General features: G+C 48.4%; 11 protein-coding genes. 4 read left to right on the top strand and 7 right to left on the bottom strand.

Annotation, left to right across the window (positions count from 1 at the left end):
- Positions 1-262 precede the first annotated feature (262 nt).
- Both KA369_11030 and KA369_11025 read right to left on the bottom strand, forming a co-directional pair.
- The gene (locus KA369_11030; GenBank protein MBP7736496.1) at positions 263-1,561 is read right to left on the bottom strand and encodes an HlyC/CorC family transporter; all 1,299 of its coding nucleotides are present in this window, start codon (positions 1,559-1,561) and stop codon (positions 263-265) included.
- Between the two features lie 246 nt (positions 1,562-1,807).
- The gene (locus tag KA369_11025) at positions 1,808-3,523 is read right to left on the bottom strand and encodes a chloride channel protein (GenBank protein ID MBP7736495.1); all 1,716 of its coding nucleotides are present in this window, start codon (positions 3,521-3,523) and stop codon (positions 1,808-1,810) included.
- Between the two features lie 198 nt (positions 3,524-3,721).
- Between KA369_11025 and KA369_11020 the strand changes: the two genes are divergently transcribed.
- The 3 genes from KA369_11020 to KA369_11010 all read left to right on the top strand — a co-directional run bounded on the left by KA369_11020 (position 3,722) and on the right by KA369_11010 (position 6,493).
- Positions 3,722-4,276 (top strand): helix-turn-helix domain-containing protein, encoded by a 555-nt coding sequence (locus KA369_11020; GenBank protein ID MBP7736494.1) that lies wholly within the window; start codon positions 3,722-3,724, stop codon positions 4,274-4,276.
- Between the two features lie 475 nt (positions 4,277-4,751).
- Positions 4,752-5,252, top strand: a complete 501-nt coding sequence (locus KA369_11015; GenBank protein MBP7736493.1) for an OmpA family protein — start codon at positions 4,752-4,754, stop codon at positions 5,250-5,252.
- 110 nt (positions 5,253-5,362) lie between these two features.
- On the top strand, positions 5,363-6,493 hold the full coding sequence (locus KA369_11010) for a CapA family protein (protein ID MBP7736492.1): 1,131 nt from the start codon (positions 5,363-5,365) through the stop codon (positions 6,491-6,493).
- A gap of 30 nt (positions 6,494-6,523) precedes the next feature.
- Here KA369_11010 and KA369_11005 read toward each other — a convergent pair whose 3' ends face one another.
- Together KA369_11005 and KA369_11000 are read right to left on the bottom strand one after the other, a co-directional pair.
- A complete protein-coding gene (locus tag KA369_11005) occupies positions 6,524-8,032 on the bottom strand; it encodes a trypsin-like peptidase domain-containing protein (protein MBP7736491.1) in 1,509 nt (502 codons plus the stop codon).
- Between the two features lie 458 nt (positions 8,033-8,490).
- Complete coding sequence (locus KA369_11000; GenBank protein MBP7736490.1) at positions 8,491-9,699, bottom strand: glycosyl transferase; 1,209 nt, start codon at positions 9,697-9,699, stop codon at positions 8,491-8,493.
- Between the two features lie 793 nt (positions 9,700-10,492).
- On the opposite strand from KA369_11000, the gene KA369_10995 reads away from it, so the two are divergent.
- Complete coding sequence (locus KA369_10995) at positions 10,493-12,304, top strand: sodium:proton antiporter (protein MBP7736489.1); 1,812 nt, start codon at positions 10,493-10,495, stop codon at positions 12,302-12,304.
- A gap of 19 nt (positions 12,305-12,323) precedes the next feature.
- Here the strand turns inward: KA369_10995 and KA369_10990 are convergent, their stop codons facing one another.
- Genes KA369_10990 through KA369_10980 form a run of 3 tightly spaced genes read right to left on the bottom strand, consistent with a single transcriptional unit; the run spans position 12,324 to position 15,735 of the window.
- Positions 12,324-13,793, bottom strand: coding sequence for a hypothetical protein (locus KA369_10990; protein ID MBP7736488.1), 1,470 nt, complete (start codon positions 13,791-13,793; stop codon positions 12,324-12,326).
- A gap of 1 nt (position 13,794) precedes the next feature.
- The gene (locus KA369_10985) at positions 13,795-14,622 is read right to left on the bottom strand and encodes an amino acid ABC transporter substrate-binding protein (GenBank protein MBP7736487.1); all 828 of its coding nucleotides are present in this window, start codon (positions 14,620-14,622) and stop codon (positions 13,795-13,797) included.
- A gap of 39 nt (positions 14,623-14,661) precedes the next feature.
- Positions 14,662-15,735: a mechanosensitive ion channel family protein gene (locus KA369_10980; protein MBP7736486.1), complete on the bottom strand. Its 1,074-nt coding sequence runs from the start codon at positions 15,733-15,735 to the stop codon at positions 14,662-14,664.

Here is a 15,735-nt window from a genome sequence, read left to right as displayed (position 1 = left end):
AATATGTCATTGCTTGATTAAAAGATCGGCCCTGGAACCGCTATGGGCCAAAGGGCAAAGGCCCGTTTACAAGGACATTTGTAACCATTGGGGAAAATGTCAAGAGGTATGGTTACAGCGGCACATAAAAATTCCGGGTGTTTCCCCCGCCTTTTCTTATTGCGCCGGCCATAACTCCGTTAAAAAAAGCGGCGAATCCGGCAGCCCGGCCGGCTGGTTTTCCCTGTCGGTTTATCACCGGCACGATGATCACAGCCTGCGTCTACGTTATTTTTTTCACCAGCACCTTGTCGATCCTGTTGCCGTCCATGTCGACGACCTCGAAGGAATAGCCGCCATATGCGAGCGTTTCCCCTGCCCTGGGAATCCGGCCGATCCGCTCCATGATAAACCCAGCCAGGGTATTGTAATTTCCCTCTCCGGCGATATCAACCTTGAAATGCTCAATGAAATCATCCACTGAAACCATCCCATCAACCAGGTAGCTGCCATTCTTACGCCGCGTGATCCTGGGATTCCCCTCTTCAGTGAATTCCGGAACTTCTCCGACGATTTCCTCGATTACGTCATGCATGGTAACCAGGCCCGTCACTCCGCCATATTCGTCGATGACAAAGGCGACATGGGATTTATTGATTTTAAAGAGCTCAAGCACTTTGAGAGGGCTTATGCTTTCAGGCGCGTACATCGGCTTTTCAAGATGCCGTGAAAGCGATTTGTATTCACCCTTTATGATTTTTCTCAAAACATCCCGCGTTTTTATCACCCCGACGACATGATCAAGGCCGTTTCTGCACACCGGTAGGTATGGATAATCCCCCAGCTCGATTATTCTCTCCTTTATTTTTTTTCCCGTTTCGGTTATCTCGATATATTTAATATCCGGCCGCGGGCTCATAATGGACGCGATCCTGTTACCGTGAAGGTCGATGACCCCCTCGACCATTTCAACCTGCTGTTTTTTTATCAGTCCGAATGCTTCCCCTTCTTTAATGAGGACCTTTATCTCCTCCTCTGTAATAGGCGGTTCCGCCTTGCCGTCTCTTTTCGCCCCGATGCCCGTCATCACCAGGTTGGTTATCACCGTAAAAAGACGAACCAGGGGCATGAACATGATGGACAATATTTTCATGGGATACACCACAAGGGAGGCGATGCGCTCAGGGCTGCTCAATGCCACTCGTTTAGGAATCAGTTCCCCGAAAAGAATTGTAATGAACGTGATAGTAATAACGACGACGCCCGTACTGAGGGCATTGCTGTAACTCGCTATCGCCGGTACCGACTGGAAATATAATTGGAGGCTCCTGGCAATTGTCTCTTCGCCGTAAGCGCCGGACAGGATGCCGATCAGCGTTATCCCGATCTGGATCGTCGACAGAAACGCCGTGGGCGATTCCACGAGGCCCAGCACGGCCAGGTAGGAGGCGCGTCCCTCGCCGGCTTTGGCTATCAACCTCTGCTTCCGCGATGACACGACGGCCATCTCCGACATGGATAACAGGCCGTTCAGGAGTATCATCGAGATAATAACGATTATTGCGAACAATTCATGTGACATGGCAAAACACCTCATCCCTGCGTGGAGGACTCATTTATTAAGCGTACGGCTTATCCGACTCACCTTTCATGTGATACAGACAATATAACACCCGTAGAGGAATGGGGCAACGATAACGCGGCCCATCAGCGAAAAGCTCAAGGGCCGGCTTGCATGCACTCCCCTGTAAAGTAACGATTTGGTGCAGGGGCACGCGGGAAGCTGATACCGGCGCCGCACGGAAACACTCCAGGAGGATCGGCAATCCTAATTCTGTATGGCGGCCTGGGCCCGAATCAAATCATGGAGCGTTATGATGCCCTTGATCCTGTCCGTGCCTCTTTCAAGGACGATCAAAACATGGGCCGTGGATTCGACAAATTTGTTGCCCACCTCCTTCACCGTCTGATCGGCATAACACACGCCCATGTCATGCATTTGGGGCATGCTCTTCCGGATAACCGCATCCGTCAATTGCTGTCGCGTGAGAATCCCTTTTATCTCCGTTCCGGAAAAAACGGGAAAAGCCGCATAGGGGTACGTATCAATGATCTCCTGGAATTCTTCAAAGGTCAGCTTATGGAGCCCGACCGGATTGGGACTGGCAATGGCGGATATGGGCAGGTTCTGCCAGCTCTGCAGGTCCAGGGGCGGACGTATCTTGTGCAGCTCGTGGCCGTCCTGCACAAGAATGGCGTCGTAAAAATTCAAGGCGCCGAATCGATGGGCCACCGCCTGGCTGATGATGGTGCCGATCATCAATCCTGGCACCAGCGAGAACTGGTGGGTCATCTCGAAAACGATCAGCATCGACGTCAGGGGCGCCCGCACGATCGCGCCCAGGCAGGCGCTCATGCCCACCGCCGCCAGAACGATATGATCCGCCGGCGTCAGCGGGACCCAGTAACCCGACAGCCCGCCGATGAAATATCCCGTCAAACCTCCTATGAACAGGGAAGGGGCGAAAATACCACCGCACCCTCCGAAGCTATAGCAGGCAATGGTGGCCGCCAGTTTCGCACCGACAAGAATACCGGCTATTTCCCATGCCATGGCATTGTTCAGCGCGCTGGAAAGGTCCTGGTACCCGAGCCCGAATACCCCGATCTTCCCGGTGGCGAAAAATACGGCGCAGCCTATGATCCACGTTATGATCCCCCCGCACAACGGAAGAAGCCAGCGCGGCATGCGCTTTTGCCTGATGAGCCGGCCCCTGAGAAAAATCGTCCCCTTCTGGAAAGCCACGCCGGCAAAGGACGCGGCAAGGGAAACGAAAGGAACAACGAGATAGTGGAACCAGCTGATGTTCTCTATCGATGGAAGGGAAAAGGCGGGATGGCGGCCCAGGATGGCATAGACGGCGAACGCGCCGATGACCGATGAAAGAACGACGCGGCCCAGATAACGGTTGTTCATATCGCCGATGATTTCTTCGATGGCGAAGGTTATCGCGGCCAGGGGCGTATTGAAAGCCGCGGCCAGGCCGGCGGAAGCCCCGATCAGGGCGGCGCTTCTTCTCTGGCGCGGAGGTGTCCCCAGGACACCGTCGAGATTGGACGCCACGCCGCTCCCCAGGAATACCGATGGGCCTTCACGTCCCAGGCTGCTTCCCCCGCCGATACTGAGAACGCCGGCTATGAATTTCACGATGACCGGTCTGAAACTGACATAGCCGAGCTCTTTCCAGTAGGCCGTCTTGATCTGCGGTATCCCGCTCCCTGCCGATTCCGGACTGAACACATTCAACAGGTATCCGACCAGCAACGAGGTGACGCTGATGACAATGAAACTGGCAATGATGAAGAACGCGACGGATTTGGTCGCGAACACCAGGTATGTTTGTGAAAATAAAAAGTTGATTAAAAACAAAAAAGCCACGGCTGAGAGACCGGCAGCCAGTCCAAGCAGGCCGGTAGAGACCGTCCCCCGCACGTTTTCAGGGAATTGCTGCAGTAGATGTATCAGTAACTTTGGTTTTATCATGTGAATTCTATCAATTCCCGGTATTGAAAATCGGTGTGAATACTCAATCTTAATGCATTAATAACAAAATTCAATATTATTAAATTTTTTTTACAATATTAAAATGTTTGTTGATATAATTTGTCAATTATTTTCGTTGTAGAATTAGGGTTATGCAATTAAATTTTCCTTTAAAAAACATCTACTCGCGGCAACAACATGGAAATAGGGGCATATTTAAAAAAGCTGCGTAAAGAGAAAAATTATACTCTGAACGATGTAGCAACAAAGACCAAGATGTCAACCAGCCTGCTCTCCCAGCTCGAAAATGACAAGGCTTCCCCATCCCTAAATTCTCTTCAGGCCTTGTTGAGATTCTATGGTGTTGGATTATCCGCATTTTTCAATCAAGTTGAAAAAAATGACTACCTGGTTGTTAAAAGCAAAGATGCCGAAACCTTTACCAGTAAAACTGAAAAAGTTACCCTTACCTTTCTAGCCTCAAAGCTTCAGAATACAAAAAATGTATCATATAAAGCCCAATTGGAGCCGCACGCGGAGATTGCCATCGCACAACTGGATGACGACATAGAAGGGGAACGGTTTATTTACGTAATGGCTGGCTCCGTTGAGATTCAAATAAAAAATAAAGAAAAGGTTATTCTCCAAAATGATGATTCTATAATTTTCAGATCCTTTATATCCTGCAGAGTAAGAAACAGGGGGTCACGTGCTGCTAAACTGATCGTAACCGGCACGCCACCACTTTTCTGATTCTTTTTTTACTAACAATTTAGCCCGCATGTGCATTTTATCCTAAAAAATTTCTTGACGCGAATTTTTGTATATTTGATATAATTGAAAATTATTTAATAATTTTAAAATATTTTGTTACCTCTTTTCCGTATCAATACCTTACAATTATAACATGCTATCTTTACCGGAAGGAATTCAATGATAAGATCAATAATCATAGTGTTATCCCTGATGAAACTTATTCTTTTTGTTGGATGCAACACCCGCGATTATACGACTAATAATCCATACTCTTCGGCAAAATTGAAATTAACAGATCCGGCCATTTGCAGCCGGGTACACATGAATTATAGCGGCAATAACATATGGGAAAACCTGATACGTGCCGATTTGACTGACTTGAAACAATACATTCTCAATGATTCCTATTGTCAGCGTGAGAAATCACGCTGAAGGGTAATAAAAACAATCAAACATATCAGGAGGCATGAGCATGAAAACCTTGTGTATGACAATACTCATTTCAGCCGCAATTCTCGCAATGAATGCATGTGCAAAAGACCAAATAAAGGAACCCGTTCAGGTCGGTGCGAATAATGCCTTTGTAACAGGATCGAACGAACAGCTGGCCAAATATCCGGTAGCCGGATTCGCCTACAAAAGCGCAACTGTTCCTGAACGGCAGTGGAAAACATGGGCGCGCGTCGCTTCACCTGCCGTGAAGGATATTCTCGGTAAAATCCCCGACGGCTACGTCCTTGAAGTGCGCGGACATGCGGATGCCAGCGGTCCTGAAAAGCAGGAAGGCGATAAACCAGGGAACATGAACATCTCCCGGGACCGGGCTAAAGCGGTGGTTAAAGCACTTGCATCCGAAGGCATAGAATCGAGGAAGATCACCTATAAAGGCGTTGGGTCCTCCGAACCGCTTACGGGATATGCTCCGCGCAGCGGCCAGCAGCGGAGAGTAACTTTTTCCATTGTGCCTCAATAGGACGCATCTGCAAGCATCTCTACGGTCATGAGCATTCACGGCTCATGACCGCATACTCTTTGCATCGTTGAGTATAACTAAAAATGCAGCGCTATAACCTGTAATAAATAATGAATGCATTCAAAAGAATCTTGCCATATATTCTAATCGCTGCTTTCTCCTTTTTATGTTGCACGGCGGCACCATCAAAAAAGACAGGGATGCCATTGCATTTTTCAATATTATTTGCCGGAGACATACTACTGGCTAATGAAGCGGAACGATATATTGAAATAAAAGGCAGTGGTTACCCCTTCTCCAGAATAAAAAATGAATTTTTGAAATATGACTTTATATTCGCCAATCTTGAAACGCCAATTACCGAACGAGGCGTCCCGGTACATCCCAAGCCATATATATTCAGGATTAAGAATGATACCGCCACATGCCTGAAGGACCTGAAACTGGATGCTGTTTCAATAGCCAACAATCATTTAATGGATTATGGTCCGGAAGGGATGAAAGATACGCTATTTTTTTTGAAAAATATGAACATACAGTATGCTGGCGGAGGCTTAACCCTGGATGCGGCACGGAGACCTGCGCGCTTGAATCACGGAGGGACCACTATAATTATCCTCGCGTACAATGAAAGGCCGCCGGCAGCATTTTCCGCATCCATCGATTCACCGGGAATCGCCCCCCTTGATCTTTCGTTAATAAAAGAAGATATCGAGACGCACAGGCGTGGTGACACTATTATCATTGTTTCTCTTCACTGGGGCATCGAACACACCATATCTCCGCAACCCTACCAGATAACGCTGGCTCACTCCATCATTGATTGCGGGGCGGATGCCATTATTGGTCATCATCCTCACTGGCCCCAGGGTATTGAACTGTATCATGGCAAACCCATCGTGTATTCTCTTGGCAATTTTATCAATGGTTACACCAATAAAATCGAGCATGATAATATTGCCGTCGTTTTATATTATAGTGGGAATGATCTGGAATATATAAAGGTTTTACCTGTTGCAGGACGAAACAGGCAAATACGGTTTCAGCCTTATCTTCTCAATCGGATAGAAGCGGCAACAGTGCTTGCATTATTGCAAAAACTGTCCTATGAATTGAATACTGAAATCAGCATTGATAATGACTGCGGGATAATAGATCCCCGTAAAGGCATACCCGCTGCAGGAATGGGGACTCCCGGCGACAACACAAAACAATATACCCGCACCGATTATCACCAGTGATACAATGGTCCGGGTAAGGATGATTTTCGGTCACTCTTTCTTAAGATCCGATGAACGATCTGCATGTATCTGATATCGACGCAATATGCGCGACGAATATTTTTGGACATTCTGCCTCAGCAATATTATCCTGGATCCATTTTCAGTTTCGACTACATGATACTTCTGATTGTTGTTTTCGATTGCGGAGATCACATCGTTAATTTTTGAAATCCTCCTATTGTTTATTCTCGTTATGACCATGTTTGAGTAATCATGATAACCTACATTGATCTCATCTGCCAAGACTTTTGTAAGGACAATCACTGCGCTGCGGTTTGGGGTCATGACACCGTTAAAATAATAATTAAGAAGTCGCGTTGGTCCTTCGTCATACCATTTTGAACCCCATTCCTGCAGGTAGTTCTTGGTAAGGGGTTCAAACACGAGACCTCCTGCAATATAATATGTCGGAGCCACATCATATTGTTCATACGGGACAAGCTGCATTGACTGTTTTGTTCGCTTCAGCCTGATACTTGATTTTTTTACCTCACCTTTTCTCAGAACAACGACCGGAATCGCATCGTTCATGAACCGCTTCTGTACGGCGTACAGAAGCGACGTGCGCTCGCCCTTTCTGAACTCAACGGAACCATCATTCCCCACGCGCATTGAATCAATGTATAGAATGATATCACCTTCGGCTAGGACATTACGCGCCGGGGAAAGGTATTCAATTCTATTAATGAACACACCCGTCATATTCTTCCCCATGTTACAGGATCTTCTAAGATCAGAGTTTTCCATGTTCTGGATATGCAGACCCAGGTCGGGGAATCCATCATACCGGCCGTCCCGGATATCTTCAAGGAAATGACCGATGACAGGCGTTGCGATCATGTAGCCGATGTTTTCTCCTGTTACATCGGCCTGGAAGGCCACGCCCACGATGCTGTCATTCATGATGACGGGCCCGCCGCTGTTGCCTGAATTGATAGCCGCGTCCACCTGACACGCCATGAACTTAACGCTGCTGTGCGCATATCGCACATGTTCAATGCGCGACACCACGCCTTCAGTGATGCTCAGTTCGTCTCCGCCGACTGGAAATCCATAAACTGCGACTTTATCGCGGATACTGGGAAGTGTCGATATCGGGATCGGTTTGGTGCCATCGAAAAATGCTTCATCATTGACCGTGAGAATTGCAAGATCGCATTCATGGGCAACAATGTGTATCCGGGCATTATACTTTTTCGCCTGATCGGAACGCTTCACTTGCAAGAATGTGCTGTTGCTGACGACATGGGCATTGGTAAGAATCCGATTTCCCGCAATGATGCAACCCGACCCTGAAGACTCCTTCTGAGTTCTCTTTTGCCACGGCTGGGAGTAATTATAATCCGCGTAAATTGAATAGATTTTTACAATTGACGATTTGATCGACACATCCGGGGGCAGCGCGGTATTTCCCAGCAAAAGAGATGACAACAGCAGACATGAAACCATGATTGTGCGATTAATCTTCATTTTTTTGTTTGATTGCGGTACCACCATGGACGCCGATGACCCTTCCTTGTCATTTTTTATGCAGATGACGACATGGGTTTTATTGTTCTTTGCAATTTTGTCCCGCAGTATCTCGTTATCCTGATCTTCGGTCTTTTTTTAAATTTGGAATTATTATGACAAAAGGAAGGACGGCTATTGAAAGCATTGGCCGCCAAGTTTTTTGTGACACATCATGTGACATTGAGCCCTGCCTCTTGAGGTTGCAAAACTCACTTCCTGAAATCCGTACCATGTCGTCGGCTGATTTGAGTGGTGTATCTGATCTGTTCATGTGGTGCCAGCCACGTGTATTTTTCAGGGTTCGATCAAATGACAACAGGTTTCCTCTTTGTTCCATTATAGTACATGCCCCATATGGATTAATCAACTTTTTTTTCACTTGATTATTTCGGACCACGACAAAGATTCGTCCAGCGACAATCGCTCCGTTTTCGCCATTGCATTTACGCGTTGTCGTCCTCGACGACCTTTTTGAATTTTTTTTGAAAGCCGGGCAGGGCCGCGCGTATGCGCACCCATCCCGGCAGCATGGGAACCCCGATAGGGTCTTCCATGAACTCTGTGACACCCTGTGTGAGGGCTTCGACGAATATCTCGGTGTTGACGATTTCCTCGTGGCGGTCATAGGCGAGCCCGTTGAACATGGCCAGGGCATTGTATTTTTCTATTGCAAACCTCGATTCCTGGATGTAGGTGGCGAGGAGCGTTCTGAAAAACGAGCCCGACATGACGATGCCGTCCTGGGTGAGCACCTTGAAAAGAGTCTTCGCGATTTCATTGGACATGCGAAAGAGACCGGTATCGCGCTGTAATTTATCGATATTCTGGTGTTTGTGATCGTACGTTTCCAGCAATTCAACCTGGGCGACCCTGTTGACCGTTGTCTTCGAATATATTTCGCTCAGCATGGAGACCTCGAGGCCCCAGGTCGGTGAAACGCGAAGGCCCCGCGCCAGGGTTGCGATGAAGGCGAATTCACCGGAGAGGGCGAAGCGAAAGCTGTCGAGGAACTCGAGGAACCTGTTGTGTCCCAGGATTTTCTTCAGGGAGCGTATGAGGGGTGTATAAAAGAGGCGGGTGACCCGTCCATAAAACCTGCTGGTGGCCCTGGCGTAATACCCCTTGCAGAATTCATAGTCCAGGGCCGGGTGGACCACCGGGTAGAATAATCTCGCGACCAGTTCCCTGGAATAATTCACGATGTCCGTATTATGGAGCCCGATGGCGTAGGTGTCCCTGTCAGCCAGAATATATCCGAGGGTCATCCACACTGACCTCCCCTTTCCCGGCGTGGAAAGATCGAAATCAGCATCCGACAACTCTTTGTATAACGACAGCATGCGGGGTCCGTCATGCCATACCACTTTTACCTCACCCGGCAGCACGGAAACTTTTTCTTTGGCAATGGCGAACTGATCGGCATCGGCGCGGTCGAGGGATATAATTATTTTTGAAACATAATCGACCTTCTTGAGCTCTTCGATGATCCTGGGCATGGCGGGTCCCTCGAATTCCGAGAAGAGCGCGGGCAGAAGGAGTACCATGTTGCGCATCTGGGAAAACTGGCGCAGTTCCTCTTCAATTGAATCAACCGATCTCTTGCTGATGTTTTGCAGCGTCGTTATTGTTCCGTTTTGAAAAAAATCAGCCATGACCGCCTCCTGATGATTTGCCGTTACATGATGAACGTCAATGTATCTTATAACAGGCCGATAAATATTATTTCTAGAAATTTTGCCAACAGCGCCGGATTCGGAAGTATAAAGAAAATATCACTCCAAGATTGACATAATATTCTCTTGATGCATAAAAAATATCTTCAAAAAAGAATTTTGTCAACAGTAAAAATCGGGATTTCCACACTTATCTAAGCGCTGTAAAAAACTCATGATGCGGAGATACAACCTGAATAATGCCGGATACTAGCGTTTATAGAAGCCCTCAATTTGATTGACGAGGAGGAGCGGACCGCGTTTAATATTAAAGAGACATTCCCGGGCAACTCCGATACAAGCGGGTTTTCTCAATTAATCAAAGAGTTGATTATTTCTGAATATTTAAACATCAACCACCTCGAACGATACGGGCATCGTATTTCGATCGAAGGGAGCCCTCTTTACTATTTTTAATCATATGCCGAAAAAAAATGAATGTGACGGCGTCAATTATCGAAAACCACGGAAACCAATAACACGGCCGTTGATGGCCAATCGCCAGGCTTTTCGTTTTTCACTGAATCATCGGCGCATGACATGGTTTCACACCGCAAATCCCTCCCGTCGACTTTCATAGCATTTGAGTAAAGGCAATTTTTACATTGACATTTAATAAATAATCACCTATGTATTATTTGTATAAACTTCGAGGATAACATTTTAAAATTTCATGGAATATGACGTAATAATCCGCACTATCATAATTGCAATAATTGCCGGATCATTGGGGATGGTCATTTCTGATCGTTTCAAATTCCCCGCAATTATTCTCTTTTTCATATGCGGCATAGCTTTGGGCCCGTACGGAATCGGGCTCATAAGACCCGAGTCATTAGGCGGCGGCCTCACTATTCTCATCACCCTCTTCGTCAGCATAATCCTATTTGAGGGGGGACTGTCTTTAAATATCTCGAGATTACGAACGATTCAAATCTATCTTGCACGGCAAATCGTGTTAACAATTGCCGTGACCATGACATTGAGCTGGATTGCAGCGGTATATATTGCCGGGCTCAGATTTGACCTGGCTCTCATATTTGCGTCTCTCACTATAGTCACCGGGCCGACTGTTATAAAACCCATCATACGATTTATCCCTCTGAGAAAAGACGTAAAGACATTTCTTAATGGCGAGGCGGTCATCATTGATGCAGTCGGTGCCATACTGGCCATAGCCATGATTGAATATTTTGTTTCTCAACAGGTTCTCGGCCTCACCATCCTTGGCTTTATCCTTTCCATTTTCACTGGAGTCGCCATCGGCGTCATATCCGGCTTGCTGGTAAAAGTGCTCCTGATGAAAACACCGGCTGTTCCCGAACACAGCCGCAGCATATTCATACTGGGGATTGTTTTTCTGGTCTTCTATATCGCCGAATCAATATCTTCAGAATCCGGTTTGATGGCGGTGGCGGTTTTTGGCTTGGTGCTCAGCACCATTGGCTACAGAGATAAGGAAAAACTCCTTTCTTTCAAAGAACAGATATCGAGAATCGTTATTTCACTGCTGTTCATTCTGTTATCGGCGCATTTCAACATCTCACTATTATCCGAGGAACTACTGCCCGGCCTGGCGGTCGTCGGCATAATTATTGCGGCCCGATTCCCGACTATTTTCGCAAGTACCGCCGGAGGTGCATTCTCGATACGGGAACGGCTCTTCATGGGCTGGGTCGGCCCCCGGGGAATAATCGCTCTTTCAGTAGCTTCAATCGCGATAATAAAACTAAAAACAGCGGGCCTGCATAACACGGAGATCATCGAGATTCTCATCTTCATGCTGATATCGATTACAGTATTGCTGCAGGGTTTGAGCGCCGGCGTGGCGGCTCGAAAGCTTGACATCCTCATCACCGGCGACAAGAACATCATCATCCTCGGCATCAATCCAACAACTATAGGCATGGCATTGAAGTGGCGAGAATATCAGAACGATGTGATTTTTATCGACTCAAATCTCTCCAACTGCCTGCTGGCTGGAAAAGAAGGATTTTCATACATTCATGGAAACGGACTGGCCCCTGACACCTTTACCGGAATAGATGTCGATGACTATTCCTCCGTGCTGGCGGCATCGCCAAACAACGAGATCAATGTCCTTTTCTGCAGATTTCTGAAAGACAGCTACGGTGTAAAAAACCTGTATGTTATATTGACCGAAAAGGCCGGTGAGGAGCTTTCGGACATAATACGGTCCGAGGGAATCAAGACGGCTTGCGCCTGTTTGCGCGCATCCAGGTCCGCATCCTTTTTCAATATAATAAAAGAATACTTTACTACAAAAAAACCGGTCATCAGGGAAGTATCCCTCACCAATGAGGCATTTCTGCAGAACAATCCCGGAGAATACCCGATCCCGGAGAACATCTTCATCCTGTTCATCATCAGAAACAGGAAGAATTGCCATGTGTATCATGAAGGCTTACAATTGGAAAAAAACGACACCCTTTGCATCGTAATGAATGATGCCTCCACGACGGCACAACTGAGCGTGTTCATGGAACAATACGCGCCTCTTCCGCCGGAGCCCGGCAGGACGTAAGAGCCCCTGTTTCTCAAGCCTAATCGAATGACACTTTCATGCCGACCATGAACTCAAAAATCATGCTCTTCGATGAATAATTATCAAGATCGCGCAGGATCAGGTCGGTTTCAAATTCTGAAAAATAACCCCAGTGGCTGTTGCTCATTTTTCTTTGGGCGTTATAGGCTCTCTGCGGAAGGAAACCGCCGGCAGTGAGGAACACTGAAAGTATATTGCGGAACCGGTACTCGGCGCTTATGTCAACCTCATCACCGAACCATGTGGTTCCCCGGCCCCTCCAGTACATCACCTTGGTGGTGCCGAAATGAAGCAGCTTCATTTCCATGATGAGCGAATCCAGCACCGTGTAACGCGCCTTGACGCCGCAGCCGTAAAGGCCGTACCATTGGGATTTACCGCTGCCTCTCAGCGCAAGACCGCCCGTCGAATCAACGGCGATAAGGGAAAAGTCATGGGAGCCTTTAATCTGCTGAAAGGAGATGCCCGCGTGGGGCCTGTCGGGATCGCCGGTGGCGCCTTCGGCGATGAGAGAGAACTGGAGGTCCCGGTTGTCAAAACCCGCCTCGCACTCGAACAGGCCGGCCATGATCCGGACCCTGCGGAACAGGTACAGCTCGTTCCGTATGCGGATAATGCCGGTATTGAAGATACCGCCGAAACGCAGGAACCACCTGCCGCTCATGATCTTCCAGTGCAGCCCCAGCCAGTGAAGGGAAACCTTCCTGCCGTCCCCCTCGAGGGCCCTGTCCGGATCGAAGGTGTCGATCATAAAGCCGCCGGCCGTGCGGTCATATCTGAAATTCAGCGACCTGAGAGTGAGGCGGTTCGTGGTATACCGGTCATCCTCAAAAACGTAATACGCCTCCCCGCTGATGATCGAGCCGATGGAGAACCTCGAGCCAAGGAACAGGACGTTATCCATGACATATTCGGGCATATCCGATTCATGGCCGAAGCTGTCATCGGCGTTATCAAAGGCCCGTATGTACCCGGCGTAGAGGCTCGTCTTGATTTTCGGAAAATGATGACTGTACTGGATGCCGGTGGCATCCCGTGCAATGATATAGCCGCCCGGCAGGCTGAAAGGCAAAAGACCGATGGAGAGCTCCGAACCGTTAACGGGCCTGAAGAGGGCATAGACGTCACGCACAATGAAATCCCCCTTGCCCGAATCGATCGACGACGATCCCTTGCCGAACAACGAACTGATATCGAATACGGTGCGTATCTCGATTTCGGGAATGATGGCAAGGTTGATGCGCGACCTGAGAAAAAGGTCCAGGTAGTTGATGTTCTTGTAGCCGTGCCGCGAGGGCAGCGTATCCGGCACGTAGGTCCGGCCGGCGATATCCCACATGCGCACTCTAAAATAACCGGACAGGTCGATCCGGTCGAGCAGGGTGTCAAGAGTTGATCCCGTGGAAACGACCGGAGCCGCCATCAGCGTCACGATGATGATTGTTTTAAACGACGCATTTCTCTTCATATTATTTACGGCTTTCCGCGGAGTACTTTTTCAGCCACTCTTCCACCAACCCCAGGCGGGTGATCTCGTCGATGAACATGTCCACCTGGTTTTTAAGAATGACATCACCGAAGGGTAGACCGATGCATAAATGCTCGAACCTGCCGCCCCCTTTCAGGAGGACATAGGCGTTTCTCAGTTTTGCGCTGTTGCCGTAGAGATATTCCAGGTAAAGCGAGTCATGAACGAAACCGTCAACGGCTCCCTTGCCCAACAGGTCAAGCCCTTCCCCGTTGGAAACGACAATGACCCGGCGCATATCCGGAAAGGTTGTTTCCAGCAGATGCTGATAGGAGCTTCCTTTTTTTACGGCAAAACGGAAAGTCGGCAGCCTCTTGAGGTCCCAGATGGAGCTGATGGGCGTCTGCTCGAACTGCTCCCCGAAGCGGGTTTGAGGAATGGAACGATTGTCAGCGAGGATACCGGGAGTCACCGAGATGTACGGTTTCGAAAACCAGATGACCCGCCCTCGCTCCAGGTTGCGCGAGAAACCCGCTATCACCATGTCGACCCTCCGCGCCTTGATGGCGGCGGCATATTCCTCCACCTCAAGGGGCACGAGCACGACGCGGACCCCAAGGAACTCACCAAAATGATGGATCATTTCTATCTCCGCGCCTTTGGCTCCGGCATTGAAATTGAGGGGCGGATAATCCATCGATATGCCCACACGGACCGTTTTTTCTCTCATGATAGATGAATACACTTCGCCGTTCCCGGCGGCAGGGGCCGGCACGACGCCCAGAAGAGTGATGAAACAACTGGCAACAATCATCATGCTGCGAAGCATGTGGGGCCTCCTCCAGTGGTTATAATGATACCGGTCCGGTTACCGTGACCGTTCCAGGTACAGCGTCCTCGTCGGATACGCGAATTGAATCTTGAGCTTGTTGAATTTCTTTAATACCTGCAGATTGATATGATGTTGCTTGTCCATATAATAATTATAGTCCGATCCTATTACATAATACACGGCCTCGAAGATCAGGCCCGAATCGCCGAACTCCTTGAAGTGGGCCCGGTCGAATTCTACATCTTCGGTTTTGGAGATGATTTCCCTGATAATACCCGGAATTGCGTCAACCTGCCGGGGAGTCGTCCGATACACGACACCGACAGTCAGCACGACACGGCGTTTATCCATCTTCTTGTAATTGTGAACGCGGCCGTTGGTCAGATCAGTGTTTGACAGGATGATCTCTTCGCCCCCGATACTTTTGATCCGCGTTGTTTTTATCCCGATCTTTTCGATGGTGCCCATCTTGTCATCAATGACGATGAAGTCGCCGATTTTAAAGGGCTGATCAAAGAATATCACAAAGTAGTTGAAGAGATCGCGAAAAATCGTCTGCGACGCCAGGGCGACCGCCACGCCGCCAATGCCGAGGCCTGTGACAACAGCGGATATGTTGAACCCGATGTTGTCGATCACGAAAATCGATCCGATGGTCCAGATGAGAATATTTATGAAGGTGGATATGCCCCGGATGCTCTGATCTATCTGGTCATCGCTTTTCTCGCCGTCTTTGCTCCGCAAATACGTTTTCAGCGAATCCCTCACGATATGTGAAAACAACCGCAGTCCGAAAAACGTTATTGCGATGATGAATCCAAGATAAATCATCTTCCCCGCCTGGGAGGAGAGCGACAGGAAGTTGGTCAGGGACAGGTATATGATGATGCAATACATCAGCGGGGCGACGTAATTGGGGATATGCGACAACCTGGATAAAATTGACCCCGTTTCTTCCCCGGACGAGCTGGCCCTTTTCCTGTTTACGTAACGCTTGAAACCTTTCACCGCGACGAATCCGATCAGGATGGTCCCGATGCACAGGGCTATCGCAATGATTGAATTTCCCAGAACGGTATAGCCTGTTATATACTCCGGTAAAAAGCTCAT

It is taken from the genome of Spirochaetota bacterium (genome assembly GCA_017999915.1).
Taxonomy (GTDB): domain Bacteria; phylum Spirochaetota; class UBA4802; order UBA4802; family UBA5550; genus RBG-16-49-21.
Note: the sequence above shows the minus strand (reverse complement) of the source record. Positions and strands in the feature narration are given on the sequence as shown.